At 71.4% G+C, this 26,821-nt stretch carries 27 protein-coding genes, 1 tRNA gene and 1 riboswitch; of the genes, 15 read left to right on the top strand and 13 right to left on the bottom strand.

The window, feature by feature from the left end; genetic code table 11:
• The first annotated feature begins 14 nt into the window (after positions 1-14).
• A tRNA-Met gene (locus ACFV7Q_RS30330) sits at positions 15-88 on the top strand.
• A gap of 149 nt (positions 89-237) precedes the next feature.
• On the opposite strand, the gene ACFV7Q_RS30325 is transcribed toward ACFV7Q_RS30330, so the two are convergent.
• Positions 238-654, bottom strand: a complete 417-nt coding sequence (locus ACFV7Q_RS30325) for a Fur family transcriptional regulator (RefSeq protein ID WP_385433205.1) — start codon at positions 652-654, stop codon at positions 238-240.
• Between the two features lie 163 nt (positions 655-817).
• Between ACFV7Q_RS30325 and ACFV7Q_RS30320 the strand changes: the two genes are divergently transcribed.
• The gene (locus ACFV7Q_RS30320) at positions 818-2,269 is read left to right on the top strand and encodes a catalase (protein ID WP_385433203.1); all 1,452 of its coding nucleotides are present in this window, start codon (positions 818-820) and stop codon (positions 2,267-2,269) included.
• 67 nt (positions 2,270-2,336) lie between these two features.
• Here ACFV7Q_RS30320 and ACFV7Q_RS30315 read toward each other — a convergent pair whose 3' ends face one another.
• Positions 2,337-2,732: a cyclic nucleotide-binding/CBS domain-containing protein gene (locus ACFV7Q_RS30315; RefSeq protein ID WP_385433201.1), complete on the bottom strand. Its 396-nt coding sequence runs from the start codon at positions 2,730-2,732 to the stop codon at positions 2,337-2,339.
• A 208-nt stretch (positions 2,733-2,940) separates the two neighbouring features.
• Positions 2,941-3,747 carry a histidinol-phosphatase gene (gene hisN, locus ACFV7Q_RS30310; RefSeq protein ID WP_385433199.1) on the bottom strand — a complete coding sequence of 269 codons (807 nt, stop codon included), beginning with the start codon at positions 3,745-3,747 and terminating at the stop codon, positions 2,941-2,943.
• 123 nt (positions 3,748-3,870) lie between these two features.
• Here hisN and ACFV7Q_RS30305 point away from each other — a divergent pair, with 123 nt between their 5' ends.
• Positions 3,871-4,446 (top strand): TetR/AcrR family transcriptional regulator, encoded by a 576-nt coding sequence (locus ACFV7Q_RS30305; RefSeq protein WP_385433197.1) that lies wholly within the window; start codon positions 3,871-3,873, stop codon positions 4,444-4,446.
• On the opposite strand, the gene ACFV7Q_RS30300 is transcribed toward ACFV7Q_RS30305, so the two are convergent.
• From ACFV7Q_RS30300 to ACFV7Q_RS30285, 4 genes are all read right to left on the bottom strand, one after another.
• Positions 4,412-4,735: a DMT family transporter gene (locus ACFV7Q_RS30300; RefSeq protein WP_385433195.1), complete on the bottom strand. Its 324-nt coding sequence runs from the start codon at positions 4,733-4,735 to the stop codon at positions 4,412-4,414. The two genes, ACFV7Q_RS30305 and ACFV7Q_RS30300, sit on opposite strands and share 35 nt — an antisense overlap.
• Before the next feature lie 156 nt (positions 4,736-4,891).
• On the bottom strand, positions 4,892-5,902 hold the full coding sequence (gene rsgA, locus ACFV7Q_RS30295) for a ribosome small subunit-dependent GTPase A (protein WP_385433193.1): 1,011 nt from the start codon (positions 5,900-5,902) through the stop codon (positions 4,892-4,894).
• A gap of 7 nt (positions 5,903-5,909) precedes the next feature.
• Positions 5,910-7,247 carry a 3-phosphoshikimate 1-carboxyvinyltransferase gene (aroA, locus tag ACFV7Q_RS30290; protein WP_385433191.1) on the bottom strand — a complete coding sequence of 446 codons (1,338 nt, stop codon included), beginning with the start codon at positions 7,245-7,247 and terminating at the stop codon, positions 5,910-5,912.
• Between the two features lie 64 nt (positions 7,248-7,311).
• Entirely contained in the window at positions 7,312-8,025 is a 714-nt protein-coding gene (locus ACFV7Q_RS30285) for a M50 family metallopeptidase (RefSeq protein WP_385433189.1), read from the bottom strand.
• A 79-nt stretch (positions 8,026-8,104) separates the two neighbouring features.
• Between ACFV7Q_RS30285 and ACFV7Q_RS30280 the strand changes: the two genes are divergently transcribed.
• The 7 genes from ACFV7Q_RS30280 to ACFV7Q_RS30250 all read left to right on the top strand — a co-directional run bounded on the left by ACFV7Q_RS30280 (position 8,105) and on the right by ACFV7Q_RS30250 (position 13,246).
• A complete protein-coding gene (locus ACFV7Q_RS30280; RefSeq protein WP_385433187.1) occupies positions 8,105-8,923 on the top strand; it encodes an SOS response-associated peptidase in 819 nt (272 codons plus the stop codon).
• 35 nt (positions 8,924-8,958) lie between these two features.
• On the top strand, positions 8,959-9,615 hold the full coding sequence (locus tag ACFV7Q_RS30275; protein ID WP_385433185.1) for an alpha/beta family hydrolase: 657 nt from the start codon (positions 8,959-8,961) through the stop codon (positions 9,613-9,615).
• 332 nt (positions 9,616-9,947) lie between these two features.
• Positions 9,948-10,592, top strand: coding sequence for a sigma-70 family RNA polymerase sigma factor (locus tag ACFV7Q_RS30270; RefSeq protein WP_179172889.1), 645 nt, complete (start codon positions 9,948-9,950; stop codon positions 10,590-10,592).
• Positions 10,589-10,891, top strand: a complete 303-nt coding sequence (rsrA, locus tag ACFV7Q_RS30265) for a mycothiol system anti-sigma-R factor (protein ID WP_179172862.1) — start codon at positions 10,589-10,591, stop codon at positions 10,889-10,891. Before ACFV7Q_RS30270 ends, rsrA begins: the two co-directional genes overlap by 4 nt.
• A gap of 342 nt (positions 10,892-11,233) precedes the next feature.
• Positions 11,234-12,223, top strand: coding sequence for a hypothetical protein (locus tag ACFV7Q_RS30260; RefSeq protein ID WP_360630879.1), 990 nt, complete (start codon positions 11,234-11,236; stop codon positions 12,221-12,223).
• Positions 12,224-12,287: 64 nt separating this feature from the next.
• A complete protein-coding gene (gene def / locus ACFV7Q_RS30255; protein WP_385433209.1) occupies positions 12,288-12,923 on the top strand; it encodes a peptide deformylase in 636 nt (211 codons plus the stop codon).
• 44 nt (positions 12,924-12,967) lie between these two features.
• Positions 12,968-13,246, top strand: coding sequence for a hypothetical protein (locus ACFV7Q_RS30250; protein ID WP_385433183.1), 279 nt, complete (start codon positions 12,968-12,970; stop codon positions 13,244-13,246).
• Here the strand turns inward: ACFV7Q_RS30250 and ACFV7Q_RS30245 are convergent.
• From ACFV7Q_RS30245 to ACFV7Q_RS30235, 3 genes are all read right to left on the bottom strand, one after another.
• Positions 13,243-14,256 carry a ribonucleotide-diphosphate reductase subunit beta gene (locus tag ACFV7Q_RS30245; protein ID WP_385433181.1) on the bottom strand — a complete coding sequence of 338 codons (1,014 nt, stop codon included), beginning with the start codon at positions 14,254-14,256 and terminating at the stop codon, positions 13,243-13,245. The two genes, ACFV7Q_RS30250 and ACFV7Q_RS30245, sit on opposite strands and share 4 nt — an antisense overlap.
• The gene (locus ACFV7Q_RS30240; RefSeq protein WP_385433179.1) at positions 14,256-16,658 is read right to left on the bottom strand and encodes a ribonucleoside-diphosphate reductase subunit alpha; all 2,403 of its coding nucleotides are present in this window, start codon (positions 16,656-16,658) and stop codon (positions 14,256-14,258) included. The genes ACFV7Q_RS30245 and ACFV7Q_RS30240 overlap by 1 nt, the downstream gene beginning before the upstream one ends.
• A gap of 167 nt (positions 16,659-16,825) precedes the next feature.
• Positions 16,826-16,902: riboswitch (cobalamin riboswitch) on the bottom strand.
• A gap of 55 nt (positions 16,903-16,957) precedes the next feature.
• Positions 16,958-17,479: a GNAT family N-acetyltransferase gene (locus tag ACFV7Q_RS30235; protein WP_385433177.1), complete on the bottom strand. Its 522-nt coding sequence runs from the start codon at positions 17,477-17,479 to the stop codon at positions 16,958-16,960.
• 101 nt (positions 17,480-17,580) lie between these two features.
• Here ACFV7Q_RS30235 and ACFV7Q_RS30230 point away from each other — a divergent pair, with 101 nt between their 5' ends.
• A complete protein-coding gene (locus ACFV7Q_RS30230) occupies positions 17,581-18,165 on the top strand; it encodes a Uma2 family endonuclease (protein WP_385433175.1) in 585 nt (194 codons plus the stop codon).
• A 59-nt stretch (positions 18,166-18,224) separates the two neighbouring features.
• On the opposite strand, the gene ACFV7Q_RS30225 is transcribed toward ACFV7Q_RS30230, so the two are convergent.
• The 3 genes from ACFV7Q_RS30225 to ACFV7Q_RS30215 form a co-directional block, all read right to left on the bottom strand.
• Positions 18,225-18,428 carry a YbdD/YjiX family protein gene (locus ACFV7Q_RS30225; protein WP_360630894.1) on the bottom strand — a complete coding sequence of 68 codons (204 nt, stop codon included), beginning with the start codon at positions 18,426-18,428 and terminating at the stop codon, positions 18,225-18,227.
• Positions 18,425-20,662, bottom strand: coding sequence for a carbon starvation CstA family protein (locus ACFV7Q_RS30220; protein ID WP_385433172.1), 2,238 nt, complete (start codon positions 20,660-20,662; stop codon positions 18,425-18,427). The genes ACFV7Q_RS30225 and ACFV7Q_RS30220 overlap by 4 nt, the downstream gene beginning before the upstream one ends.
• A 108-nt stretch (positions 20,663-20,770) precedes the next feature.
• Positions 20,771-21,535: a GntR family transcriptional regulator gene (locus ACFV7Q_RS30215; protein ID WP_179172853.1), complete on the bottom strand. Its 765-nt coding sequence runs from the start codon at positions 21,533-21,535 to the stop codon at positions 20,771-20,773.
• A gap of 300 nt (positions 21,536-21,835) precedes the next feature.
• On the opposite strand from ACFV7Q_RS30215, the gene ACFV7Q_RS30210 reads away from it, so the two are divergent.
• From ACFV7Q_RS30210 to ACFV7Q_RS30195, 4 genes are all read left to right on the top strand, one after another.
• A complete protein-coding gene (locus ACFV7Q_RS30210; protein ID WP_385433170.1) occupies positions 21,836-23,122 on the top strand; it encodes an extracellular solute-binding protein in 1,287 nt (428 codons plus the stop codon).
• 156 nt (positions 23,123-23,278) lie between these two features.
• Entirely contained in the window at positions 23,279-24,322 is a 1,044-nt protein-coding gene (locus tag ACFV7Q_RS30205) for a carbohydrate ABC transporter permease (protein ID WP_385433168.1), read from the top strand.
• A 32-nt stretch (positions 24,323-24,354) separates the two neighbouring features.
• On the top strand, positions 24,355-25,191 hold the full coding sequence (locus tag ACFV7Q_RS30200; RefSeq protein ID WP_385433207.1) for a carbohydrate ABC transporter permease: 837 nt from the start codon (positions 24,355-24,357) through the stop codon (positions 25,189-25,191).
• A 6-nt stretch (positions 25,192-25,197) separates the two neighbouring features.
• Positions 25,198-26,688 (top strand): glycoside hydrolase family 3 protein, encoded by a 1,491-nt coding sequence (locus ACFV7Q_RS30195; RefSeq protein ID WP_385433166.1) that lies wholly within the window; start codon positions 25,198-25,200, stop codon positions 26,686-26,688.
• Positions 26,689-26,821 lie beyond the last annotated feature (133 nt).

The following is a 26,821-nucleotide window of genomic DNA, read 5'->3' as shown; positions in this document are numbered from 1 at the left end:
GTCGTGTTTACCGACGCGGGGTGGAGCAGCTCGGTAGCTCGCTGGGCTCATAACCCAGAGGTCGCAGGTTCAAATCCTGTCCCCGCTACTGATGACGAAGGCCCGGATCCTGAGGATCCGGGCCATCGTCGTTCCTTGAACGAGAACCCGAGCAGGGCGGCACACACGCGTGTCGGGGAGACCTGTTCCAACGCAGGAGGGCCCGGGAGCACCGCTCCCGGGCCCTCCTCTGCGTCGTCAGGCGCCGGAGCAGTCCGGGCACACGCCGCGGTAGGTCACTTCGACCGCCGACACCACGAAGCCGAACCGCTCCGCATCCGGCAGGTCGGCCAGCGGGTTGCCCGCCGGGTGCACGTCCCGGATCGCGCCGCACTGCGCGCACACCAGGTGCTGGTGGGGTTTGTGGGCGTTCGGGTCGTAGCGCTTGGCCCTCCGGTCCGTGGAGACCTCCAGGACCTCGCCGAGGGCCACCAGCTCGCCCAGCGTGTTGTAGACGGTCGCCCGGGAGATCTCGGGCAGCTTGTCCACGGCGCGCGCGTGCACCTCGTCAGCCGTCAGGTGAACGTGGTCACCGTCGAGCACCTCGGCCACGACACGCCGCTGTGCGGTCATGCGCCATCCGCGGTCGCGAAGTCGTTCCAGCAGGTCACTCATGGACACCAGCCTAACAGCGGGGGACCGGGTGCAATTCCCGAGCCCGTACGGACTTGGATACTTACTTGACTTAGACAAAGTCCATCGTAGGATCGAGTTCGGCAAAGGCCAAGGACCGGCCTGGACCGGACAGGACACGGCAGCAATGACGCAGGAGGCGCACGTGACGCAGGGACCGCTCACCACGGAGGCCGGGGCGCCGGTCGCCGACAACCAGAACAGCGAGACGGCGGGCGTCGGCGGACCGGTCCTCGTCCAGGACCAGTTGCTGCTGGAGAAGCTCGCGCACTTCAACCGTGAGCGCATACCGGAGCGGGTGGTGCACGCCCGCGGCGCCGGCGCCTACGGCACCTTCACCGTCACTGCGGACGTCACGAAGTACACCCGCGCCAAGTTCCTCTCCGAGGTCGGCAAGCAGACCGAGACCTTCCTGCGCTTCTCGACCGTGGCGGGCAACCTCGGTGCCGCCGACGCCGTGCGCGACCCCCGCGGCTGGGCGCTGAAGTTCTACACCGAAGAGGGCAACTACGACCTCGTCGGCAACAACACCCCGGTGTTCTTCATCAAGGACGCCATCAAGTTCCCCGACTTCATCCACACGCAGAAGCGCGACCCGTACACCGGCTCGACCGAGGCGGACAACGTCTGGGACTTCTGGAGCCTGTCGCCCGAGTCCACCCACCAGGTCACCTGGCTGTTCGGCGACCGCGGCATCCCGGCCTCGTACCGCCACATGAACGGCTACGGCTCGCACACCTTCCAGTGGAACAACGAGGCCGGCGAGGTCTTCTGGGTCAAGTACCACTTCAAGACCGACCAGGGCATCAAGAACCTCACCCAGGCCGAGGCCAACGCCCTCGCCGGTGAGGACCCGGACTCCCACCAGCGCGACCTGCGCGAGGCCATCGAGCGCGGCGAGTTCCCGACCTGGACCGTCCAGGTCCAGGTCATGCCGGCGGCGGACGCGGCGACCTACCGCTTCAACCCGTTCGACCTCACCAAGGTGTGGCCGCACGAGGACTACCCGCCGATCGAGATCGGCAAGCTGGAGCTCAACCGCAACCCGGAGAACATCTTCGCCGAGGTCGAGCAGAGCATATTCAGCCCCGCCCACTTCGTGCCCGGCATCGGCCCGTCCCCGGACAAGATGCTCCAGGGCCGCCTCTTCGCCTACGGCGACGCCCACCGCTACCGCGTCGGCATCAACGCCGACCACCTGCCGGTGAACCGCCCGCACGCCACCGAGGCGCGCACCAACTCCCGCGACGGCTTCCTCTACGACGGCCGACACAAGGGCGCGAAGAACTACGAGCCGAACTCCTTCGGCGGCCCGCACCAGATCGACCGCCCGCTCTGGCAGCCCGTCCCGGTGGCCGGCGTCACCGGCGACCATGCCGCCCCGGTCCACTCCGAGGACGACGACTTCGTCCAGGCGGGCAACCTCTACCGCCTGATGTCGGAGGAGGAGAAGGGCCGTCTGATCGAGAACCTGGCCGGCTTCATCGCCAAGGTCTCCCGTGACGACATCGCCGAGCGCGCGATCAACAACTTCCGTCAGGCGGACGGCGACTTCGGCAAGCGGCTGGAGGTCGCGGTCCAGGCCCTACGCGGCTGACCCGACCGCTTGCCGTAGGGAGGCGGCGGACCGGACCCCACCAGGGGGCCGGCCCGCCGCCGTTCTCCTATGCCGCTACGGTGCTGCGCCGGGCCGGCACCCAGCAGCGGATGATGTCGCGGACGGACACGATGCCCACGGGGCCGCCGTCCTCGACGACGATCAGATGCCGGAAGCCGCCGTGGGCCATCGCCTCGGCGGCGTCCTGGAGGGTGGTCTCCGGGGTGCAGAACACGACGTTGTTCGTGGTGTGCGCACCCACGGACTCCCGGTCGGGGTCGTGGCCCGCGCCGATGGAGTTGAGGACGTCCCGTTCGGTCAGGATGCCGATTCCGCTGTGCTCGGGGTCGAGGACGACGGCCGCGCCGACCCGGCGGCCGGACATCAGGCAGGCCGCCTGTCGGATGGTGTGGGCGGGGCCGAGGGTGAGGATCACGGTGCTCATGGCGTCACGGACGAGCATGAAGAGAGCCACCTCCTGAGAGAGTCCCGCGCTTGAGAAGTCATTCACAAGTGCACAAGCGGGGGAGTTTCAGATTCCCACGGCCACGGAGGGTCATCAAGAGGGCGCACGCGGTCGTCCCGTGGCAGTACTCGGGGTGCAGGCGCAGGCGCAGGCGCTGGCTGGTTCCCCCGGCGCGGCCCGGGGTGCTCACCCGCGCCGGCCGGGGTCAGGCGCGGGGGCGCAGGTACCCGAGCATCTGCTCGTGCAGCAGCCCGTTCGAGGCCGCCGCGTTCCCGCCGTGCACGCCGTCCGCGCCCTCCAGGCTCGTGAAGCGGCCGCCCGCCTCCTGGACCACCGCCGCGATGGCCGCCATGTCCCACAGGTTCAACTCCGGCTCGGCGCACAGGTCGAGCGAGCCCTCCGCGACCATCATGTACGGCCAGAAGTCCCCGTAGCCGCGGGTCCGCCAGCACTGTCGGGTCAGCTCCAGGAAGCCGTCGAGCCGGCCCTGCTCCTCCCAGCCGCTGAGCGAGGAGTAAGCGAACGACGCGTCGGCCAGGGTGCCCACCTGCGACACCCCGATGCGCTGCGGCTCGCCGCCCAACGCACCGCCCGCGTACGCGCCCCCGCCCTGTGCCGCCCACCAGCGGCGTCCCAGCGCGGGTGCCGACACCACCCCGACCACGGGGCGGAACACCCCGTCAGGGCCCTCCTGCATCAGCGAGATGAGCGTCGCCCAGACGGGCACGCCGCGCACGTAGTTCTTCGTGCCGTCGATCGGGTCCACGACCCAGCGGCGCGGGCCGCTCCCCTTCAGGCCGTACTCCTCGCCCAGGATCGCGTCCTCGGGCCGTGCGGCTTCGATACCCGCCCGAACCGCCTCCTCGGCGGCCTGGTCCGCCTCGCTCACCGGGGTCATGTCCGGCTTCGTCTCGACCTTCAGGTCCAGGGCGCGGAACCGCTCCATCGTGACGGCGTCCGCCGCGTCGGCGAGCTCCAGGGCAAGGCGCAGATCATCCTCATACTCGGGCATGGCCGAACAGTATCGGCAGGCGCGGGGGCGGGCGAGCGGCGTCCACGGTGCGATCGGGCAGGCGCCCTTGACAGGACCTGGCGACCCGTCAACCCTGGCGGAGGAGTCGAGCGGGGAGACGCGATGCCGGCAGCCCGGGAGTCCTTGCTGGAAGCGGCGTCAGTGGCGCTCTCGGGGCGCCCCTGGCCGTCCGTGCGGATGGTCGACGTGGCGGCCGCCGCCGGGGTGTCCCGGCAGACCCTGTACAACGAGTTCGGCGGCAAGGCGGGCCTCGGCCGCGCCCTCGTGCGCCGCGAGGCCGACTGGTACCTCGACGGGGTGGACCGGGTGCTGCGCGCCCCGGCCGCCAGCGGGGGCGACCGGCTCGCCTCGGTCGCGGAGTGGACCGTACGGGCCGCCCGCGCGCGCCCCCTCGTACGGGCCCTGCTGACCGGGTCCTGGGACGGCACCCTGCCGATGCCGCCCGGGCAGGGCGCCCGCCCCGGCGTACCCGCCCCCGCTCCCGGGGAGCTGGCCCGGGCTGTGCGGGAGCGGGCGGCGGCCGTGCTCGCGCCGGGCGACGGGGCGCAGCAGTGCGAACTCGCCGTGCGGCTCGCGCTGTCGTACGTGATAGCCCCGGCACGGGATCCGGGGCTCGGGGAACTGCTCGGGCTGCTGCGGCTGCTCAGTGAGCCGACCCGGACAGCTGGAGGCCGATGACCCCGAGGATGACCAGCGTGATCGACACGATCTTGAGGGTGGAGACCAGGTCGCCGAGGAAGATCATGCCGTAGAGCGCGGTCCCCGCCGCGCCGATGCCGGTCCACACCGCGTACGCCGGCCCCACGTCCAGCTTCTTCAAGGCCAGTGTCAACAGGCCGAAGCTGCCGAGCGCGAAGGCGGCGAAGGCGATCGTCGGCCACAGCCGGGTGAACCCGTGGGACAGCTTGAGGCAGACCGCGAACCCGGTCTCCAAGAGTCCGGCGACGACGACCAGCAGCCACGCCATGGCGAATGCCTCCCCGCGTCAGGTGACATCGCGTCACTCAGTGCGATTATGCATTCACCGGACCACGACCCCGGCAAACCCTCCCGAACCCCGCCGGACGACCGGACCGAGCCGGACGACCGGACCCGGGCGGACGACCGGACCCTGACGCAGCGATCAGTCGCCCTCGCGCCGCTCCCGCGTCCCCAGCAGCCGACGCAGCGAGTACAGTCGCGCCGGATCGGCGTGTCCCTCCGCCACCCAGGCGTCGAGCGCGCAGTCCTGCTCGTCGTGGCTGCACGCGCGCGGGCAGTCCTCCGTACCGGGCACCAGGTCCGGAAAGGCCAGGATCACGCGCGAGGGATCCACGTGGTGCAATCCGAACGACCGCACACCGGGGGTGTCGATGACCCAGCCGTCACCCGAGGGCAGCGGCAGCGCCAGCGCCGAGGTGGTGGTGTGCCGGCCGCGCCCGGTCACCGCGTTGACGTGCCCGGTCGCGCGCTGGCGGCCCTTGCCGACCAGCGAGTTCACCAAGGTCGTCTTGCCGACGCCGGAGTGGCCGACGAAGGCGGTGATCCGGCCGGCCAGCCGCTCGCGCACCCGCTCCGCGGCCTCGCCGGCCGCCAGCTCCTCGCGGTTGGTCACCACGTAGGCCACACCCAGCGTCGCGTAGATCTCCAGGATCTTGTCCGGGGACGTCAGGTCCGACTTCGTCAGCACCAGCAGGGGCTCCAGCCCGGCGTCGTACGCGGCCACCAGACAGCGGTCGATCATGCGCGGACGCGGCTCGGGGTCCGCCAGCGCGGTGACGATCGCCAGCTGGTCGGCGTTGGCGACGACCACCCGCTCGTACGGGTCGTCGTCGTCCGCGGTGCGGCGGAGGACGGACTTGCGCTCCTCGATGCGCACGATCCGCGCGAGGGTGTCCTTCTTCCCGGACAGGTCGCCGACGAGCCACACCCGGTCGCCGACCACCGCGGCCTTGCGCCCCAGCTCGCGCGCCTTCATGGCGACGACCGTGCGGTCCTCGACCAGGCAGGTCAGCCGCCCGCGGTCGACGGTGAGGACGAAGCCCTCCGCCGCGTCCTCGTGCTTGGGCCGCTTGCTGGTGCGGGGCCGGTTGCCCTTGGGGTTGGGGCGGGACCGGATGTCGTCCTCGTCGGTGTGCTTGCCGTACCTGCGCATGACGGGCCTACGCTCCCGAGCCCGCGAGCATGTCCGTCCACATCCTCGGGAAGTCCGGCAGCGTCTTCGCGGTCGTCGCGACGTTCTCGATCTGCACGCCCTCGACCGCCAGGCCGATCACGGCGCCCGCGGTGGCCATCCGGTGGTCGTCGTACGTGTGGAACACGCCGCCGTGCAGGGGGCGCGGGCGGATGTGCAGGCCGTCGGCCGTCTCCGTGACGTCGCCGCCGAGCCCGTTGATCTCCGCGGTCAGCGCCGCCAGCCGGTCCGTCTCGTGCAGGCGCAGGTGCGCCACCCCGCGCAGGGTGGACGGGGAATCGGCCAGCGCCGCGACGGCCGCGATGCCGGGTGTCAGCTCGCCGACCTCGCTCAGGTCCACGTCGATGCCGTGGATCTTGCCGGTGCCGGTGAAGACCAGGCCCGCGTCGGTCAGCTCGCAGGAGCCGCCCATCTCCGTGAAGATCCGGCGCAGCTCGTCGCCGGGCTGCGTGGTGCGGCGCGGCCAGTCCGGGACGGTGACCGTGCCGCCCGTGATCAGGGCAGCGGCCAGGAACGGCTGTGCGTTCGACAGGTCCGGCTCCACCACCATGTCGCGGCCCAGCAGGGCGCTCGGAGCGACCCGCCACACGTTCGGTTCCCCGCCCGCCTCCGGCGTGTCGACCTGGGCGCCCGCCGCACGCAGCATCTCCACCGTCATCCGGATGTGCGGCATCGAGGGCAGGGTCGCGCCGACGTGCCGCACCTCCACGCCCTGGTTGAAGCGCGGGGCCGCGAGCAGCAGCGCCGAGATGAACTGGGAGGAGTTGCTCGCGTCGAGCGAGACCGAGCCGCCCTCCAGTGCCCCGCCGCCCTGCACGGTCAGCGGCAGTGCGCCCCGGCCCGCGTCGTCGATGCGTGCGCCCAGCCCGCGCAGGGCGGTGATGACCTGGCCGAGCGGCCGCTCGTAGGACCGCGGGTCGCCGTCGAAGCGGATGTCGCCGTCGGCGAGCGTGGCGACCGGCGGCAGGAAGCGCATCACCGTGCCGGCGTTGCCGACGTCGACGGTGGCCGGGCCGTGCAGGGCCGCCGGAATGATCCGCCAGGCCTCGCCGCCCGCGTCGTCGCCGGAGCTGGAGGAGACGGTCTCCTCGATGCCCACGCCCATCGCCCGCAGGGCGTCCGCCATCAGCTGCGAGTCCCGCGAGCGCAGCGGGCGGCGCACCCAGCCGGGCTCCGCGGAAAGCGCCGCGAGGACCAGGGCCCGGTTGGTGACGGACTTCGACCCGGGCACGGTGACAGTGGCGTGGACGGTGCCGTCGGCGTGCGGGGCAGGCCAGAGGGCGGGAAGCGCGGGGGTCTGGGTCATGGCCACCACTTTAGTGGCTGTGCCCGGGCGCTGATCGTGATCGAGCCGCCACGGGGGACCGGTCTCAGAGGGTGAGAAGCCACCGTCCGCCGCCGATCAGCGCGGACAGCGCCACGGCGTGGAAGAGGAACAGCCACAGCACCGGGTGCGTGTGGGTGAGGCGCCCCAGCTGGTCCGCGTCCGAATCCGGAGCCCCGCCGTGCCGCCGCTTGGCCCCCAGCTCGAACACCGGCCGGACCCCGCCCAGCAGCAGGAACCACACGGCCGCGTACGCGAACCCGGCCTGCACTTCGGCCGCTGCGAGCCAGGACACCAGGACGAACGTGCCGCCGGCCAGCACCACCGTCAGGGCGCCGTACGCGTTGCGGATCATCACCAGCATCGCCAGCAGCAGCGCGGTGGCCGCCCAGAGCAACAGCGTGATCCGGTGCGCCGACAGCAGTGCGGCCCCGCCCAGGCCCAGCAGCGAGGGCGCCGTGTACCCGGCGGCCGCCGTCAGGATCATCCCGAGGCCGGTCGGCTTGCCGCGGCTGACGGTGACGCCGCTGGTGTCCGAGTGCAGCCGGATGCCGTCGAGCCGCCGCCCCGTCAGCAGCGCCAGCAGGCCGTGCCCGCCCTCGTGCGCGATGGTCACGGCGTTGCGGGACACCCGCCACACCGGGTGCGGCGCCACGAGCGCCAGTGCGGCCAGGCCCGTCACGATCACCAGCCACAGGGCCGGCGGGGTCTGTATGCCCGTGAGCCGGTCCCACAGGCCGGCCGGCGTGGTGCTGTCCATAAAGCGGCGGACTCCTTGCGGTGATGGTCGGGGGGCACCTCCCAGCGGTAGCTGGGGGTGACATGGCAGTGTGGCAGGCATGTGCGGACGGTATGCAGCGGGCCGCGGGCCCGAGGACCTGGCCCGGATCTTCGGTGTGGAGCGGTGGGAGCCCGAGGAGACCCTGGCCCCCGACTGGAACGTGGCGCCGACGAAGGAGGTCCACGTCGTCCTCGACCGCCCCCTCAAAGACGCCGCGAGCCCGCGTCCGGTTCGCCAGCTGCGCGTCCTGCGGTGGGGCCTCGTCCCGTCCTGGGCCAAGAACCCCGACGGCGCCGCCCGGATGATCAACGCCCGGTCCGAGACCCTCGCCGATAAGCCCTCCTTCCGCCGCCCCTTCGCACAGCGCCGCTGCATCATCCCCGCGGACGGGTACTACGAGTGGGTCACCGCCCACGACGAGCGCCGCCTGGAGGTCGAGGGGAAGCGCAAGCGGGCCCGCAAGCAGCCGTACTTCGTGCTCCCCGCCGACGGCGCCGTCTTCGCCATGGCCGGCGTCTACGAGTTCTGGCGCGACCGCACCCTGCCCGACGAGCACCCGCAGGCCTGGTGGGCGACCTGCTCGGTGATCACCACCGAGGCCGAGACCGCACCGCTGGCCGTCGCCCCCGCCGACGGGCCCCGCTCGCTGTCCGAGATCCACCCCCGGATGCCGCTGATGTTGACCCCGGACCGCTGGGACGCCTGGCTCGACCCGGCGAACACCGACACCGACGGCACGCTGCAGAAGCTGCTCGCCCCGCCCCCCGGAGGACTGATGCGCGCCTTCCCGGTCTCCACCGCCGTCAGCAACGTGCGCAACAACGGGCCGGAGCTGCTCCAGGAGCTGGACGCGCCGGAGGAGGGCACCCTCTTCTAGTCCGCTCCCGCCACCGCGGCGGGCAGGATGGGGACATGACCACGCGTACGCGCACCGAGAGCGTCCCGACCCCGGCGGGCGAGGCCCGCATCACCTGGCACCCCGCAGCCGAGGCCCGGCTCGTCCTGGCCCTCGGCCACGGGGCGGGCGGCGGGATCGAGGCGCGCGACCTGCGGGCGCTGGCCGTCGCCCTGCCGGCCCGGGGGACCACCGTCGCCCTGGTCGAGCAGCCCTGGCGGGTCGCAGGCAAGAAGGTGGCCGCCGCGCCGAAGGTGCTCGACGAGGGCTGGCGCGGCCTGTGGCCCGCGCTGGAGCGGCCCGGGCTGCCCGTGGTGGCGGGCGGGCGCAGCGCGGGCGCCCGGGTGGCCTGCCGGACCGGTGCCGCACTCGGCGCGGCCGGGGTGCTGGCGCTGGCGTTCCCCCTGCACCCGCCGGGCAAGCCCGAGAAGTCCCGGGCCGAGGAGCTGACCGGGGCCGGGCTGCCCACCCTGGTGGTCCAAGGCGGCCGGGACCCCTTCGGGCGGCCCGCGGAGTTCCCGCCGCCCGGCGGTCCGGAACCGTACGAGATCGTCGAGGTGGAGCAGGGCGACCACGGCTTCGCCGTGCCCAAGAAGGCGGACCTGACGCAGGACGAGGCCCTCGACGCGATCACGGAGGCCGTCGCCGCCTGGCTGGAGGCGCTGCCCCGCTGATCCGCGCCCACCGCGTGATCCGCGCCCACCGCGCCCGCCGATCCTTGCCCGCTGTGCGACCTGACACAAACCGTGACCGCACGTGCCCCTGCGGGAATGCGCGGCCCGACCCTGCTGTTGTGTCGACTGTCGGAACGCAAGGGAACTCGTCGGAGGAGAGGGAGCGCATGACCCAGGTCATCAGCCAGGACCGTCCGCAGGCTGCTGGGCTGGAATGGACGGTCCTCCCCGCGCCCAAGCGCAGCCCGCTCCGGGCGGCGGAGGGCCGGGATGGTCGACTATTCTCCGATTCGAGCGGGTCCGCTTTCGGAGCCGTCGCGCAGTCGGAGGAGGTGGGTCCTGTCGCTGGGACCGAGGAAGGCCACGCGGAGGAGACGACCGCCGAGCGCAACGCGCGCTTCGAGCGGGACGCCCTCGGTTACCTCGACCAGATGTACTCGGCCGCACTGCGCATGACGCGCAATCCGGCCGACGCCGAGGACCTGGTCCAGGAGACGTACGCCAAGGCGTACGCGTCCTTCCACCAGTTCCGCGAGGGCACCAACCTCAAGGCGTGGCTCTACCGCATTCTGACCAACACCTTCATCAACTCCTACCGCAAGAAGCAGCGCGAGCCGCAGCGCAGCGCCGCGGAGGAGATCGAGGACTGGCAGCTGGCGCGCGCCGAGTCGCACATGTCGACGGGGCTCCGCTCCGCCGAGTCGCAGGCGCTCGACCACCTGCCCGATTCCGACGTGAAGGAGGCCCTTCAGGCCATCCCGGAGGAGTTCCGCATCGCGGTCTATCTTGCCGACGTAGAGGGCTTTGCGTACAAGGAGATCGCGGACATCATGGGTACACCCATCGGTACGGTCATGTCCCGACTGCACCGTGGCCGCCGTCAACTCCGCGGCTTGCTGGAGGACTACGCCCGTGAGCGCGGGCTCGTCCCCGCGGGAGCGGGAGAGTCGAACGACCTGAAAGGCTCGGGCTCATGAGCTGCGGAGAGCCGCACGAGACGGAGTGCTCGGAGGTACTTGACCACCTCTACGAGTTCCTGGACCACGAGATGCCGGACAGCGACTGCACGAAGTTCGAGACGCACTTCGGCGAGTGCAACCCCTGTCTGGAGAAGTACGGCCTGGAGCAGGCCGTGAAGAAGCTGGTGAAGCGCTGCTGCGGCTCGGACGACGTGCCGAGCGACCTGCGCTCCAAGGTGATGGGGCGGATCGAGCTGATCCGCTCGGGGCAGGCGGTGCCCGACCACGACGTCACCGCCGATCCCGCTGCCGGCTGACCGCACGGCGACCGAGGGTGATTCCGCCCCCGGGATGGTCCTTCGTTCACCCGAAGGCGCCAATCCCGGGGGCGTTCGTCTGTGCGCCCGCCCTGCCCGGAAGCGGCCGGGGCCTGCCGGAACGCCTGCCGGACCGGAGGGCCGCGGGTGCCCCGCGGGGGTTCTGGCCAGGGGCGGACGTGACAGAGTTGATCCCGTCCCACCTGGGTAACCCATGGGTAATGAGCGGCCGTCCGAGTGGGCATGGTTGGATGCGAGTAGGAGCGTCCGTGAGGGTGTCCGCAAGGCTGCACCGTTGTCCCCCCAGCCACCGCTGGGGGCGCCCCCAAGCAGGCGGGAATCGTGAGGATCTTCGGGAAGGTACGGCATAGGCCCTCCGCCTCGTGGCGGCAGGCCACCGACCGCGCGTTCACGCTGATCGGCGACGGCCGGTACGAGGACGCGGGTGCTCTGCTGACCAGAGCCGCCGACCTGGAGCCCTGGTTGTCGGAGTCCTGGTTCAACCTGGCCCTCCTGCACAAGTTCCGGCACGACTGGGAGCAGGCGCGGGCCGCCGGGCTGCGGGCCGTGGCCCTGCTGGACCGCGAGACCGGCGCCCCGGACTGGTGGAACGTCGGCATCGCCGCGACCGCGCTGCAGGACTGGCCGCTGGCCCGGCGCGCCTGGCAGGCGTACGGGCTGAAGGTGCCCGGCGACCCGCACGGCAAGGGCGGCGAACCCGTCGGCATGGAGCTCGGCAGCGCCGCCGTCCGGCTCTCGCCGGAGGGCGAGGCCGAGGTGGTCTGGGGCCGCCGGCTGGACCCGGCCCGCATCGAGGTGCTGTCCATCCCGCTGCCCTCGTCCGGGCGGCGCTGGGGCGAGGTCGTCCTGCACGACGGGGTCCCCAACGGCGAGCGGGTCACCGCGGCCGGGCCCGCCTACCCCGTATTCGACGAGATCGAGCTGTGGGCGCCGTCGCCGGTGCCGACCTGGGTCGTACTGCTGGAGGCGGCCACCGAGACCGACCGGGACGCCCTGGAGCAGCTCGCCTCGGACGCGGGCTTCGCCGCCGAGGACTGGTCGTCCTCGGTGCGGCTGCTGTGCCGGACCTGCTCGGAGAGCGTGATGCCGAGCGGTGAGGGCGACGGCGAGCACCTGGACCCGCACGACCACAGCGAACCCGGCCACCCCGGCCCGCTCGGCCACCGCACGGCGGGCTCCGGCTCCCTGTGGGTCCCCGAGCGCGAATGCGGCATCGCCGCGCCGGCGGGCCTGGTGCGCGGGCTGCTCGACGGTTGGGTCGCCGACAGCCCGGACACCCGGGAGTGGCGGGATCTCGAAGAAGTCTGCTGACCGGGCACCGTAGGCTGTACCGGCACATGGTGAACGGGTGGACTTACGGAAGGCGTACGGCGGAATGGCGCAGCAGGAGAACGAGGTCATCGCGGTGGACGACGACGGTTACGTCGTGGACACCGAGGACTGTGAGGCGCGCGAGCTCGCCCACCGCGAGCGCGGCACCGCCCGTCGGATCACGGTCGTGGGCAACCCGGTGCTGCACCGTGAGTGCAAGGACGTCACGGAGTTCGACGACGAGCTGGCGCAGCTGATCGACGACATGTTCGCCAGCCAGCGGGCCGCGGAGGGCGTGGGCCTGGCCGCGAACCAGATCGGCGTGGACGCCAAGGTCTTCGTCTACGACTGCCCGGACGACGAGGGCGTCCGCCACACCGGTGTCGTGGTCAACCCGAAGCTCGTGGAGCTGCCGGCCGCCTCCCGCGTGCTGGACGACTCCAACGAGGGCTGCCTGTCGGTCCCGACCGCGTACGCGTCGCTGGCCCGCCCGGACTACGCCGAGGTCACCGGCCAGGACGCGAAGGGCAACCCGATCAAGGTGCGCGGCACCGGCTACTTCGCCCGCTGCCTCCAGCACGAGACCGACCACCTGTACGGCTACCTGTACATCGACCGGCTCTCCAAGCGGGACCGCAAGGACGCCCTGCGCCAGATGGCCGAGGGCACCCCGCGCTACGAGACCGTCCCGAACGAGTAGGACCCCGCCGCGCGACCCCACCGGATCGGGGCGACAGTGGAGGTATGGACACCTTCCTGGGCTGTCTGGCGGTCCTGGCCCTCACCGCCCTGGTGCTCGCCCCGGCCTTCCTCGGCCTGCGGCGGGATCTGGCGGTCGACCGCCAGCTGCGGGAGGCCCGGCGGCACCCGCCGGCCGACCCGCCGCACGGCCTCGGCCCGCGTCTCGACCACGTCCCGTTCCAGCACGCCGCCGGCGACTTAGGCGGACGGCGCGGCCCCGGAACGCACGAGGGCCCCGGCAGGCGGAATCGCCTACCGGGGCCCTCGCGCACGCCCGGCTAGAAGTCCTCGTCCAGGTCGACCGTGCCCTCCACGGCGACCTGGTAGGCCGACGGGCGGCGCTCGAAGAAGTTCGTCAGCTCCTGGACGCCCTGGAGCTCCATGAACGAGAACGGGTTCTGCGAGCCGTACACCGGCGGGAAGCCGAGGCGCACCAGGCGCTGGTCGGCGACGCACTCCAGGTACTCGCGCATCGACTCGGTGTTCATGCCCGGCAGGCCGTCACCGCACAGGTCGCGGCCGAACTGCAGCTCCGCCTCGACGGCTTCCTTGAGCATGTCCGTGACCTGCTGCTGCAGCTCGTCGTCGAAGAGGTCGGGCTCCTCCTTGCGGACCGTGTCCACGACCTCGAACGCGAAGTTCATGTGCATGGTCTCGTCCCGGAACACCCAGTTGGTGCCGGTGGCGAGGCCGTGCAGCAGACCGCGGCTGCGGAACCAGTACACGTACGCGAAGGCGCCGTAGAAGAACAGGCCCTCGATGCACGCGGCGAAGCAGATCAGGTTCAGCAGGAAGCGACGACGGTCCGCCTTGGTCTCCAGCCGCTCGATCTTCTCGACCGAGTCCATCCACTTGAAGCAGAACTGGGCCTTCTCACGGATGGAGGGGATGTTCTCCACCGCGGCGAAGGCGGCCGCACGGTCGTCCGGGTCGGGCAGGTAGGTGTCCAGCAGCGTCAGGTAGAACTGGACGTGCACGGCCTCCTCGAACAGCTGGCGCGACAGGTACAGGCGCGCCTCCGGGGAGTTGATGTGCTTGTACAGCGTCAGGACCAGGTTGTTCGCCACGATCGAGTCGCCCGTCGCGAAGAACGCGACCAGCCGGCCGATCATGTGCTGCTCGGCGGGCGTCAGCTTGGCCAGGTCGGCCACGTCCGAGTGGAGGTCGACCTCCTCCACCGTCCACGTGTTCTTGATCGCGTCCCGGTAGCGCTCGTAGAAGTCCGGGTAGCGCATCGGGCGGAGCGTCAGCTCGAAGCCGGGGTCGAGGAGGTTCTTGTCGGGGGTCGGCATTACTGGCAGGCCTCGCAGGACTCGGGGTTCTCAAGGGAGCAGGCCAGCGCCTCGGCGTCGAGGGCCTGCGGAAGGGGAGTGGCGGCGGCCGGGACGGCGGCACCGCCGGACGCCGCGCGGGCGATCCTCGTCGCCGGGCGCGAGCGCAGGTAGTACGTGGTCTTCAGACCCTGCTTCCAGGCGTACGCGTACATCGACGACAGCTTGCCGATGGTCGGCGTCTCCATGAACAGGTTCAGCGACTGCGACTGGTCCAGGTACGGCGTACGGGCCGCCGCCATGTCGATCAGGCCGCGCTGCGGGATCTCCCACGCCGTGCGGTACAGCTCGCGGACCTCGGCCGGGATCCAGTTGAAGCCCTGGACCGAGCCGGAGGAGTCGCGCAGCGCCTCGCGGGTCTGGGCGTCCCACACGCCGAGCTTCTTCAGGTCCTCCACCAGGTAGCCGTTCACCTGGAGGAACTCACCCGACAGCGTCTCGCGCTTGAACAGGTTGGAGACCTGCGGCTCGATGCACTCGTACACGCCCGCGATCGAGGCGATCGTCGCGGTCGGCGCGATCGCCAGCAGCAGCGAGTTGCGCATGCCGGTGACGGCGATCCGGGCGCGCAGCGCGTCCCAGCGCTCCGGCCAGGTGAGCTCGACGTCGTAGTGGTCGGGGTGCAGCACGCCCCGGGCGGTACGGGTCTGCTCCCAGGCCGGGAGGGTGCCGTGCTTCTCGGCGAGGTCGGCGGAGGCCTCGTACGCGGCGAGCATGATCCGCTCGGCGATCTTCGTGGAGAGGGCCTTGGCCCCGTCGGAGTCGAAGGGCAGGCGCAGCTTGAAGAAGACGTCCTGGAGACCCATCGCGCCCAGGCCCACCGGGCGCCACTTGCCGTTGGAGCGGCCGGCCTCCTCGGTCGGGTAGAAGTTGATGTCCACGACCCGGTCGAGGAAGGTCACGGCGGTGCGGACCGTCTCGTCGAGGCGCTCCCAGTCCATCTCGCCCGTCTCGGCGAGTACGAACGCGCCGAGGTTGACCGAGCCGAGGTTGCAGACGGCCGTCTCGCCGTCGTTGGTGACCTCGATGATCTCGGTGCACAGGTTGGAGGAGTGGACGACCGTGCCCGGCAGGGCGGTCTGGTTCGCGGTCCGGTTGGAGGCGTCCTTGAAGGTCATCCAGCCCTGGCCGGTCTGCGCGAGGGTGCGCATCATGCGGCCGTACAGCTCGCGGGCCGGCATGGTCTTCTTGGCCAGGCCCGCCTGCTCGGCCTTGACGTAGGCGGCGTCGAACTCGTCGCCGTACAGGTCGACCAGCTCCGGCACGTCGGCCGGGGAGAACAGCGACCACTCGCCGTCGGAGTTCACGCGGCGCATGAACTCGTCGGGGATCCAGTGCGCCAGGTTCAGGTTGTGCGTGCGCCGGGCGTCCTCACCGGTGTTGTCGCGCAGCTCCAGGAACTCCTCGATGTCCGCGTGCCAGGTCTCCAGGTAGACGGCGGCGGCGCCCTTGCGGCGGCCGCCCTGGTTCACGGCGGCGACGGAGGCGTCGAGGGTCTTCAGGAACGGGACGATGCCGTTGGAGTGGCCGTTGGTGCCGCGGATCAGCGAACCGCGGGCGCGGATGCGGGAGTACGACAGGCCGATGCCACCGGCGTGCTTCGACAGGCGCGCGACCTGGTGGTAGCGGTCGTAGATCGAGTCGAGCTCGTCCAGCGGGGAGTCCAGCAGGTAGCAGGAGGACATCTGCGGGTGCCGCGTACCGGAGTTGAACAGCGTGGGGGAGGACGGCAGGTAGTCCAGGCGGCTCATCAGCCGGTACAGGGACGCGACTTCCTCGACGGCCTCGATGCTCTCGTTCTCCGCCAGGCCGCAGGCCACGCGCAGCATGAAGTGCTGCGGGGTCTCGATGACCTGGCGGGTGATCGGGTGGCGCAGCAGGTAGCGGCTGTGCAGGGTGCGCAGGCCGAAGAAGCCGAAGCGGTCGTCGGCACCCTCGGCGAGGGTGTGCTCGACCAGTGCGTCGAGGCGGCTCGCGTGCAGCCGGACGAACTCGGCGGTGCGGTCGGCGATCAGGCCCTCGCGGTGGCCGACCTCGACCGAGGCGGAGAAGGACGTGGCGCCCTGGCTCGCGGCCTCCTCGGCGACGGCGAGCGTCAGCAGGCGGGCGGCGAGCCGCGAGTAGGCCGGGTCCTCGGAGATCAGGCCCGCCGCGGCCTCGGTGGCCAGCCCGCGCAGCTCGGCCTCGTCGGCGCTCGCGCTGCGGCCGCGCAGGGCGGCGGCGGCGACCCGGCCCGGGTCGGTGTCGGGAAGGTCGGCGGTCAGCTCGGTGAGGGTGCGCAGCAGCGCGGCCCCGGGGCCCCCCTCAGTTCCGTTGTCGGACGGGTCGGACTCGGCGCGCGGTGCGGAAGGCGCGATGGTCACGGGGGGAGCTCTCCCTCGCTCGGCTCCGGGACGCGGCGGCGCGGGCGCGAGCGGGCGCGCGCGGGCAGGGCCCGTCCAGGGCAGCACCGCGCGGCGTCCGCAGGCCCTACCGCGAGGCCCGGACGTGGTCGGCACCCGGTTCGGTCGAGCCGGGCGCGCCGTCGGCAGGTCGTCGGACTTCGGTGACACCGATGGGTGTACTTCATACCGTTGCGGGACAGTTCCGGATTCGCACCGGATTCCCCTGCGGCGACAGCGAGGATGAGCATACATGTGGGGGGAGGTTTCTGTGCGACCCCCTAGATGTTGTGTCCGGGCCTTTGCTGAGCGTGGCCCCACAGCTCCAGTCGGTAGGTGAGCAGGGTCAGTGCGGGGTTCGGGGGCCAGTCCAGTTCCGGGGTGCGGACGAAGCCCAGGCGCGTGTGGATCCGCTGGGCGCCCCGCATCGCCGGCCGGGTGGACAGGGTCAGCGCGGTGAGCCCGTCGAAGGCGCGGGCCCGCTCGGTGCACGCCCGTACGAGGGCCTCCCCGATGCCCGTGCCGCGCGCCTCCGGCGCCACCGCCAGCATCCGGAACTCGGCCTCGTGCGGCCCGGCGACGTCGGCGAGCGGGCTCCCGGGCGGGGCGAAGGTCACCCCGCCGAGCACCTCCCCGTTCCGTCCCCGTTCCGTACGGCGACCAGCGCCTCGCCGGCGGCGGCCCGGCCGGCCACGTCGCGCAGGACGGTTCAGGTAGGTGTCCTCCTCGCTCTGGTCGAGCAGCCCGTCCCCGGTGTAGGCCTGCCCGGTGATCTCGCCCAGTCGTTCGCACTCGGCGGGCACGGCGGTTCGGATGTCGATGTTCCTGCCGCCGAGTGTGCCGGACGGGGGCAACCGCCCGGCGCTATCGTCGGAGCAGCACCGTCGAGGAAGGCGAGCGAGGCATGACCGCGATGACTGACCACCCCCACATGCTGACCGAGGATTTCGAGGCCATCGCGCGCATAGCGGCTCGCGAGACGGAGGGGACGCGGCTGGAATTCATCGACGGGGTACTGAGGAGCAAGGCCATGCCGGACGGCGACCACGGGATGATCGTCCAGTGGTTGACGCGGATCTGCATGCAGTACCGGCCCGAGCTCTGGCTGCACCAGGGCCAGGGGATCAAGGTGCAGGAGTACCGGGCGGGCAGGGCCATCCCCGATGCAGCGCTGGCGCCCTCGCATGCCTTCGCCGGGCAGGGCGACTGGGTGGACCCCGAGCCGATCCTCATGGCCGTCGAGGTGACCTCGTGGGACTCCGATACGCACCGGCGTGACCATGTCGAGAAGCCACGGGCCTACGCGGAGACGGGCATCCCCGTCTACCTGCTCATCGACAGGGCCAAGTGCGAGGTCTCCGTCTACAGCCAGCCGAACGGCCGCCGATACGAGAGCGTTCACATCGTGCCGTACGGGTCGGACGTCGCCCTCCCGGAGCCCGTCGGCATCATCCTGCAGACCGAGCCCCTCAAGGACTGGGTGCGCTGAGCCCGCGCACGGCGAAGGGCCCGCCAGTCACCGGGCGGGCCCCTCCGCCGTGGCGACGCTCAGCAGCAGCGGAAGCCCTCGCGGGGGTCCGCCTCGCGGGCGTCGGTGCGGGCGCGTTCGAAGGCGCGGCGGGTCATGACCTCGGCGTCCGGGTCGTGGGAGCGGGCGTGCGCGACGTACCGGTCGTACGCCGCCTCGCCGGAGAACTCCCGAACGTAGAACCGCGCCTTCGCCAGCGCGCCGCGCACCCCGCCGCCGCTCACGCCACGGGCTCCTTCACGCGGCCGCCGCCCGAGTCGAGGCCTGCGGCGGCGAGTTCGGCCCGTTCCTGCGGCGTCGCGATGAGCCCGGCCGGGGCGATGATCTTCGACTCGGTCCACGGGACCTCGGTCAGCCGGACCGTCCCGGGGCTGCGGACGGCCCGGATGCAGGTGCGGGCCGCGTCCAGCAGCACGATGATGATCAGGACCGCGAACAGCCCGGCCAGGACGCCGTCGACGGTGGCGTTGGTGACCACCGTGTGCATCTCGTCCATGTTCTTCGCGGGTGCGAGCACCTTCCCCGCGTCGATGCCGTCCTGGTACTTGTCGCGCTGGGCGAAGAACCCGACCTTCACGTCGTCCGAGAAGATCTTCTGCCAGCTCGCGGTGAGGGTGACGGCCACGTCCCAGACCAGGGGGACGCCGGTCACCCAGGCCCACTTCAGGCGGCCGGACTTGACCAGCAGGGTCGTGCAGACCGCCAGGGCCACGGCCGCGAGCAGCTGGTTCGCGATGCCGAACAGCGGGAAGAGCTGGTTGATGCCGCCCAGCGGGTCCTTGACGCCGACCCACAGGAAGTAGCCCCAGCCGCCGACGACGAGTGCGCTGGCCAGCCAGACCCCCGGCTTCCAGCTGACGTCCTTGAAGGACTTGTGCACGTTGCCGAGGGTGTCCTGGAGCATGAACCGGCCGACACGGGTGCCCGCGTCCAGCGTGGTCAGGATGAACAGCGCCTCGAACATGATGGCGAAGTGGTACCAGAAGGCCTTCATACCGGCGCCACCGACGACGGCCGAGAAGATTTCCGACATTCCGAGTGCGAAGGTCGGTGCGCCGCCCGTGCGGGACAGCAGGGTGGCCTCCTCGACGTCCTTGGCGGCCTGCGCGAGGAACTCCGGCGTAACGGAGAAGCCGAAGTTGGTGACCGCCTCGGAGGCGGTCTGGACCGTGGTGCCGACGACCCCGCCGGGGGAGTTGACCGCGAAGAACAGGCCGGGCTCGATGATGCACGCGCAGATCATCGCCATGACGGCCACGAACGACTCGGTCAGCATGGAGCCGTAGCCGATGACCCGGACCTGGGTCTCCTTCTGGATCATCTTCGGGGTGGTGCCGGAGGAGACCAGGGAGTGGAAGCCGGACAGGGCGCCGCAGGCGATGGTGATGAAGACGAAGGGGAACATGGACCCGGCGAAGACCGGGCCGTCCCCGCGGGCGGCGAAGTCGGTGATCGAGGGCATCTTCAGCGTCGGCATGGCGATGACGACGCCCAGGGCGAGCATCGCGATCGTGCCGATCTTCATGAAGGTGGAGAGGTAGTCGCGGGGCGCCAGCAGCATCCACACCGGCAGCACCGAGGCGACGAAGCCGTACGCGACCATCCAGATGATCAGCGTTTCCTTCTCCAGGGTGAAGGTGTCCGCCAGCGACGACTCCGCGACCCAGCCGCCCGCGACGATGGCGAGCAGCAGCAGGGCGACGCCGATCACGGAGACCTCGGTGACCCGGCCCGGCCTCAGCACGCGCAGGTAGAAGCCCATGAACAGGGCGATCGGGATGGTCATGCCGATGGAGAACACGCCCCAGGGCGAGTGCGCCAGCGCGTTGACGATGACCAGGGCGAGCACCGCCAGCAGGATGATCATGATGGCGAACACGGCGACGAGGGCGGCGGCTCCGCCCACGGGGCCGATCTCGTCCCGGGCCATCTGGCCGAGCGAGCGGCCGTCGCGCCGGGTGGAGAAGAACAGGGTGACCATGTCCTGGACGGCACCCGCGAAGATCACGCCGGCGACGATCCAGATGGTGCCGGGCAGGTAGCCCATCTGCGCGGCGAGCACCGGGCCGACGAGCGGCCCGGCGCCGGCGACGGCGGCGAAGTGGTGTCCGAAGAGAACCCGGCGGTCGGTCGGGTGGAAGTCGACACCGTTGTCAAGGCGTTCGGCGGGCGTGGCCCGGGTCTTGTCGACCCGGAGGACCCGGTGGGCGATGAAGCGCGCGTAGAAGCGGTAGCCGATGGCGTACGAGCCGAGTGCGGCGGCGAGCAGCCAGGCGGCGGAGATCTCCTCGCCGCGGGAGAGCGCGAGCACGGCCCAGCCGATGGCCCCGATGAGGGCGACGAGCGCCCACACGGCGATCGACTTCGGGGTCGTGCGGCCTGATGCGTAGGGCGAGTCCGGTGCCGTGCCCGAACTCGCCGCGTCCCGTTGGGTGTCTGTTGCTTCCGGTTCCGGCATGATCCTCGTCCCCTCGTTGATCATCTGCGCAAGCGCAGGGAATCTACGGGGGCCCGACCGGTGAACGTAAGCCCCCGTCCGTATAGCGGAACGAGAGTCAACTACGGATCAGACCGCGGGGCGCTGGAGTCGGGCAACGAACTTGTATCGATCTCCGCGGTAGACCGAGCGCACCCACTCGACCGGCTCCCCGTCGGCGTCCAGCGAGTGCCGGGAGAGCATCAGCATCGGCAGGCCGACGTCCGTACCGAGCAGCCCGGCCTCGCGCGGGGTGGCCAGCGAGGTCTCGATGGTCTCCTCGGCCTCGGCGAGCCGGACCCCGTACACCTCTGCGAGGGCGGTGTAGAGCGAGGTGTACTTGGCCAGCGAGCGGCGCAGGGCGGGGAAGCGCTTGGCCGACAGGTGGGTGGTCTCGATGGCCATCGGCTCGCCGCTGGCCAGGCGGAGCCGCTCGATGCGCAGGACGCGCCCGCCCGTGGCGATCTTGAGCAGTCCGGCCAGGGTGTCGTCGGCGGTCACGTAGCCGATGTCCAGGAGCTGGGAGGTGGGCTCCAGGCCCTGCGCCCGCATGTCCTCCGTGTAGGAGGAGAGTTGCAGTGGCTGGGAGACCTTCGGCTTGGCCACGAAGGTGCCCTTGCCCTGGATGCGCTCCAGCCGGCCTTCGACGACCAGTTCCTGGAGGGCCTGGCGCACGGTGGTGCGGGACGTGTCGAACTCGGCGGCGAGCGTGCGCTCGGGCGGGACGGGCGTGCCCGGCGGCAGCGTTTCCGTCATGTCGAGCAAGTGCCGCTTCAGTCGGTAGTACTTGGGCACGCGTGCGGTGCGAGTGGCCGCACCGCCCTCCGGCTCGGTGGTCGCCCCTTCGGTGGCCATCGCCGCCCGCCTTCCCGACTCCAGTTTCGCTGCCGTCACCGGCTCCTCCGATATGTGCGGTCACATGGTGACACGGGCGGGGGGACGGGCTTGAAGTCCTCCCCCAGGTGTCGGTCCGGTAACGGACGCGGCACCCGATCATTAGACCCTTGACACCCCTAAAGGTCTAGGCCAAGCTCCCGGTACTGGTCTACACCAATATGAATCAGATCCCGGCCCCACGGGCAGTACTCGCGCAGTACTCGTGCATCACCGCGGCGGGCGAGGGAAGTTGCAGGCAGCATCCCTGAGGAGGGTGGCGTGAAGCGCAAGCTCATCGCGGCGGTCGGTGTCGCGGGCATGATGGCCGGTGTCGCGGCGTGTGGCAACGGGGGCGGCGACGACAAGGGCACGGCCGACGCGGGCGGCGCCAAGGAGATAACCGTCTGGGTGATGGACGGCTCCGCGCCGAAGGCCTGGATCGACGAGGTCAACAAGGAGTTCGCGGCCAAGCACCCCGGTGTGACGGTCAAGGTCGAGGTCCAGGCCTGGAAGGGCATCCAGGAGAAGGTCACCACCGCCCTCTCCGAAAGCACCCCGCCGGACGTCCTGGAGCTCGGCAACACCCAGACCGCCGGCTACGCGGTCACCGGCGGTCTCGCCGACCTGACCAAGGAGAAGGGTCAGCTCGGCGCCGACGCCTGGCAGAAGAGCATGCTCGCTTCCGCCGAGTACGAGGGCAAGCTCTACTCCGCCCCGTGGTACGCGGCCAACCGCGTCGTCGTCTACGACAAGAAGGCCTTCGAGAAGGCCGGCGTCACCCCGCCGAAGACCCGTGACGAGTGGATCGCCGGCCTGGAGAAGCTCAAGGCCGCCGACCCCTCTTCGCAGCCGATCTACCTCCCCGGCCAGAGCTGGTACGTCCTCGCGGGCCTGATCTGGGACGAGGGCGGCGACCTCGCCGTCAAGGACGGCGGCAAGTGGAAGGGCGGGCTCGGCACCCCGCAGGCCGCCTCCGCGATGGAGTTCTACAAGAAGCTGCAGTCCTACTCCACCGCCCCCAAGGACAAGGACGAGGCCACGCCGCAGCAGTCCACCGACATCGTCCCCAAGGGCGGCGTCGCCTCCTGGATCGGTCTGGGCTGGGAGGCCGGTGGTGCGGAGAAGGCCCTGAAGGAGGCGGGCAAGGAGGCCGACTTCGGCTACTTCCCGATCCCGGGCAAGACCGCCGACAAGCCGGGCACCGTCTTCCTCGGGGGCTCGAACCTCGCCGTCGCCGAGCGCTCCAAGAACAAGGAGCTCGCCAAGGAGTGGCTGGCCCTGGCCACCGGCAAGGACCAGATGACGAAGTACGCCGCCGAGGTCAAGGGCTCGCTGCTGCCGAACCAGGCCGCCGCCAACTTCACCCCGGCCGCGGGCTCCTTCGCCGAGGCGATGGGCAAGGGCGGCGTCAACGGCAAGATCACCCCGGTCACCCCGGGCTGGGCGAACGTCGAGACCGAGCCCAACCCGATCAAGGAGTTCATGACCAAGGTCCTCAAGGGTGAGGACGCCGCCAAGGCGGGCGCGGACGCGGACAAGGAGATCGCGAGCCGCATCAACAAGTAACACCCGCACCGCACCTGCACCGGGAGGTCACGGCGGGCGCCCGGCAGCGCCCGCCGCACCCCCGGTCGCACGGGCGGACGTACGCGACGCCCGCCCGCGGCCGACCCGGGCGCGGCGGACGCCGGTCGCCACAGCCAACCGCGAGGAAACGAACACATGACCGTGCACTCCCAGGGAGCGGCGACCGCTCCGCAGGACGCACCCCACGGGTCCGGCGGGCCGCGCACGTCGGGGGCGCCACAGCAGCCGCAGCCGCCGCAGCCCATCGGAGCCGGGAAGAAGGCCCGGTCTCCTCGCGGGTCCGGGCCCTCGTCGCCCTCGGGACGGCTGCCGTACCTGCTGATCGCACCGGCGGTGCTCAGCATGGCCGCCCTGCTGCTGTACCCGCTGGCCAAGAACGTCATCCTGTCCTTTCAGAAGGTCGACCGGATCGAGTTCATCCAGCGCAAGGCGCCCTTCCACGGCGTCGAGAACTACACCCAGCTGCTGGGCGACGGGCACTTCTGGACCGTCGTCGTCCGCACCTTCGCCTTCACCGCCGCCAACGTCGCGCTCATCATGGCGATCGGCAGCCTCCTCGGCCTCCTGCTCAACCGGCTCGGGAAGTGGATGCGCCTGGTCCTGTCGATGGCCCTGGTGATGGCCTGGGCCATGCCGATCGTCGCGTCCGTGACCGTCTTCCAGTGGCTGTTCGACGAGCAGTTCGGCGTCATGAACTGGGTGATGCGCACGCTCGGCTTCTCCGGCTACGAGCAGCACAACTGGTTCGAGACCGGCTGGTCGACCCTGGTGATCGTCACGATCCTGGTCGTCTGGGGCTCCGTCCCCTTCGTCGCCCTCAACATGTACGCCGGCCTGACCACCGTCAGCGCCGAGCTGTACGAGGCCGCGCGGATGGACGGCGCGAACGGCTGGCAGACCTTCTGGCAGGTCGTCTTCCCCCACCTCAGGCCGTTCTTCCTCGTCACCACCTTCCTCGAAGTGATCTGGGTGTTCAAGGCCTTCACCCAGGTCTACGCGATGAACCGCGGCGGCCCCGACCGCGCCTCCGAAACCCTGCCCGTCTTCGCCTTCGTCGAGGGCCAGAGCCAGGGCCACTACGCCCTCGCGGCGGCCATCTCCGTCCTGACGATCGTGATGCTCGTCGTCGTCATGTCCTTCTACTTCCGCCTGATCCTGAAGCAGGAGGAGGAGCAGTGAGCACCACCACCGCCCCGAAGCCCGCGCCGCGGCTGCGCACCCGCCGCCCGGTCCGACCGGGAGCCGTCGCGAAGAACCTCGGCGCCCTGGTCCTGGCCGTGGTCTTCGTCTTCCCCGTCTACTGGATGTTCTCCTCGGCCCTCAAGCCGTCCGGCGAGATCCTCACCAAGGACCCGGTCTTCGTCTTCACCCCGACGTTCCACAACTTCACCACGGCCACCGGCGTCGAGCTCTTCTGGACGTACGTGCAGAACAGCCTGCTGGTCACCGTCGGGGCCGTGCTGCTGGCGCTGCTCGTGGCCCTCGCCGCGAGCTTCGCGATCGCCCGCATGAAGTTCAAGGGTCGCAAGGGCCTCGTCCTCGGCGTGATGATGGCGCAGATGGCCCCCTGGGAGGTCATGGTCATCGCGATGTACATGATCGCCCGCGACGCCGAGATGCTGAACAGCCTCGGCCTGCTGACCGCGATCTACTTCGTGATGGTCCTGCCCTTCACCATCTGGACCCTGCGCGGCTTCATCGCCGCCGTCCCGGTGACGCTGGAGGAGGCCGCCCAGATCGACGGCTGCACCCGCGGCCAGGCCTTCCGCAAGGTGATCTTCCCGCTGCTGGCCCCCGGCCTCATGTCCACCTCGCTCTTCGGCTTCATCACCGCCTGGAACGAGTTCGCGATGGTCCTGATCCTGAACAAGGACAAGGCGGCGCAGACCCTGCCCCTGTGGCTGACCCAGTTCCAGACCGCCTTCGGCAACGACTGGGGCGCCACCATGGCCGCCTCCTCGCTCTTCGCGGTCCCGGTCCTGGTCATCTTCGTCTTCCTCCAGCGCAAGGCCGTCGGCGGGATGACCGCCGGCGCCGTGAAGGGATAACGGCCCGTGACCGTCCTCGCGCATCCCGCCGACACGCTCACCCGCGACGCGCTCGCAGTCCTCCAGCCCGGCTTCGAGGGCACCTCCGCCCCCGCCTGGCTGCTGCGCCGGGTCTCCGAGGGCCTTACCGCCGTCGGCCTGTTCGGCCGCAACATCGCCTCGCCGGAGCAGCTCGCCGCGCTCACCGCGCAGCTGCGGGCCGAGCGGGACGACGTCCTCGTCGCCATCGACGAGGAGGGCGGCGACGTCACCCGCCTGGAGGTCCGCGGCGGCTCCTCCTTCCCCGGCAACCTGGCCCTGGGCTCCGTCGACGACACCGGCCTGACCCGCGACGTGGCCCGCGAGCTGGGCCGCCGCCTCGCCGAGTGCGGGGTCAACCTCAACTGGGCGCCGTCCGCCGACGTCAACTCCAACCCCGACAACCCGGTCATCGGCGTACGGTCCTTCGGCGCCGACACCGGCCTCGCCGCCCGGCACACCGCCGCGTACGTCGAAGGCCTCCAGGCCGCCGGCGTCGCCGCCTGCACCAAGCACTTCCCGGGCCACGGCGACACCAACGTCGACTCGCACCACGCGCTGCCGCGCATCGACGTGGACCTGGAGACCCTGGCCGTGCGCGAGCTGGTCCCCTTCCGGGCCGCCATCGAGGCCGGCACCAAGGCCGTGATGAGCGCGCACATCCTGGTGCCCGCCCTCGACCCCGTCCGTCCGGCCACCCTCAGCCCGCAGGTCCTGACCGGACTGCTGCGCAAGGAGCTCGGCTACGAGGGCCTGATCGTCACCGACGGAATGGAGATGAACGCCATCGCCGGGACGTACGGCATCGAGCGCGGCTCGGTCCTCGCCATCGCCGCCGGCGCCGACGCGATCTGCGTGGGCGGCGGGCTCGCCGACGAGGCCACCGTGCTCCGGCTCCGGGACGCCCTCGTCGCCGCCGTACGCGAGGGGGTGCTCCCCGAGGAGCGGCTCGCCGACGCGGCGGCCCGGGTCCGGGCGCTGGCCGAGTGGACCCGCTCGGCCGGGCCCGCCCCCGCCGTGCCGGGCGCGCCGGAGGGGGGCGCGCCCGGCATCGGCCTGGAGGCGGCCCGCCGTGCGCTGGTCGTCTCCGGCGGCCGGGGCCCGGTCTCCGCCCCGTACGTCGCCACGCTCGCCCCCGTCGCCAACGTCGCGGTGGGCGACGAGACCCCGTGGGGCGTGGCCGCCGAGCTGGCCGCGCTGCTGCCGGGCACCGGGTCGGGCGTGTACCCGCGGGGCGCTGCGGCGGGGGAGATCCTGGCGGCGGCCGGCGAGCGCACGGTGGTCGCCGTGGTCCGCGACGCGCACCGGCACCCGTGGATGGCCGAGGTCCTGGACGCGCTGGTCGCGGCCCGGCCGGACACGGTCGTGGTCGAGATGGGGCTGCCGCGGGCCGAGCCGCGCGGCGCCCTGTACATCGCCACGCACGGTGCCGCACGGGTGTGCGGGCGCGCGGCGGCGGAGGTTATCGCGCGCGGGTAGCCGCGGCGCTGCCTGCGCTGCCCGCACGCTTGGCGTGCTCGTCCGCTCGTCCGCTCGTCCGCTCGTCCGCCGGTGCGTGGGGCGCCGGCGGACGGGCTGCGCCGGACGGACGGAAGGCCGGGCCCCGTGGAGG

Origin of the sequence: Streptomyces sp. NPDC059851 (assembly GCF_042732005.1) — a bacterium.
Lineage (GTDB): Bacteria > Actinomycetota > Actinomycetes > Streptomycetales > Streptomycetaceae > Streptomyces.
This window is presented reverse-complemented; position numbering and strand designations above follow the sequence as displayed.

Bases quoted from the DNA above. Each gene is read 5' to 3' on its own strand.
- ACFV7Q_RS30325 (WP_385433205.1), bottom strand. From the start codon at position 654: ATGAGTGACCTGCTGGAACGACTTCGCGACCGCGGATGGCGCATGACC.
- ACFV7Q_RS30315 (WP_385433201.1), bottom strand. From the start codon at position 2,732: ATGCTCGTCCGTGACGCCATGAGCACCGTGATCCTCACCCTCGGCCCC.
- hisN (WP_385433199.1), bottom strand. From the start codon at position 3,747: ATGCCCGAGTATGAGGATGATCTGCGCCTTGCCCTGGAGCTCGCCGAC.
- ACFV7Q_RS30305 (WP_385433197.1), top strand. From the start codon at position 3,871: ATGCCGGCAGCCCGGGAGTCCTTGCTGGAAGCGGCGTCAGTGGCGCTC.
- ACFV7Q_RS30300 (WP_385433195.1), bottom strand. From the start codon at position 4,735: ATGGCGTGGCTGCTGGTCGTCGTCGCCGGACTCTTGGAGACCGGGTTC.
- rsgA (WP_385433193.1), bottom strand. From the start codon at position 5,902: ATGCGCAGGTACGGCAAGCACACCGACGAGGACGACATCCGGTCCCGC.
- aroA (WP_385433191.1), bottom strand. From the start codon at position 7,247: ATGACCCAGACCCCCGCGCTTCCCGCCCTCTGGCCTGCCCCGCACGCC.
- ACFV7Q_RS30285 (WP_385433189.1), bottom strand. From the start codon at position 8,025: ATGGACAGCACCACGCCGGCCGGCCTGTGGGACCGGCTCACGGGCATA.
- ACFV7Q_RS30280 (WP_385433187.1), top strand. From the start codon at position 8,105: ATGTGCGGACGGTATGCAGCGGGCCGCGGGCCCGAGGACCTGGCCCGG.
- ACFV7Q_RS30275 (WP_385433185.1), top strand. From the start codon at position 8,959: ATGACCACGCGTACGCGCACCGAGAGCGTCCCGACCCCGGCGGGCGAG.
- rsrA (WP_179172862.1), top strand. From the start codon at position 10,589: ATGAGCTGCGGAGAGCCGCACGAGACGGAGTGCTCGGAGGTACTTGAC.
- def (WP_385433209.1), top strand. From the start codon at position 12,288: ATGGCGCAGCAGGAGAACGAGGTCATCGCGGTGGACGACGACGGTTAC.
- ACFV7Q_RS30250 (WP_385433183.1), top strand. From the start codon at position 12,968: ATGGACACCTTCCTGGGCTGTCTGGCGGTCCTGGCCCTCACCGCCCTG.
- ACFV7Q_RS30245 (WP_385433181.1), bottom strand. From the start codon at position 14,256: ATGCCGACCCCCGACAAGAACCTCCTCGACCCCGGCTTCGAGCTGACG.
- ACFV7Q_RS30230 (WP_385433175.1), top strand. From the start codon at position 17,581: ATGACCGCGATGACTGACCACCCCCACATGCTGACCGAGGATTTCGAG.
- ACFV7Q_RS30220 (WP_385433172.1), bottom strand. From the start codon at position 20,662: ATGCCGGAACCGGAAGCAACAGACACCCAACGGGACGCGGCGAGTTCG.
- ACFV7Q_RS30215 (WP_179172853.1), bottom strand. From the start codon at position 21,535: ATGGCCACCGAAGGGGCGACCACCGAGCCGGAGGGCGGTGCGGCCACT.
- ACFV7Q_RS30205 (WP_385433168.1), top strand. From the start codon at position 23,279: ATGACCGTGCACTCCCAGGGAGCGGCGACCGCTCCGCAGGACGCACCC.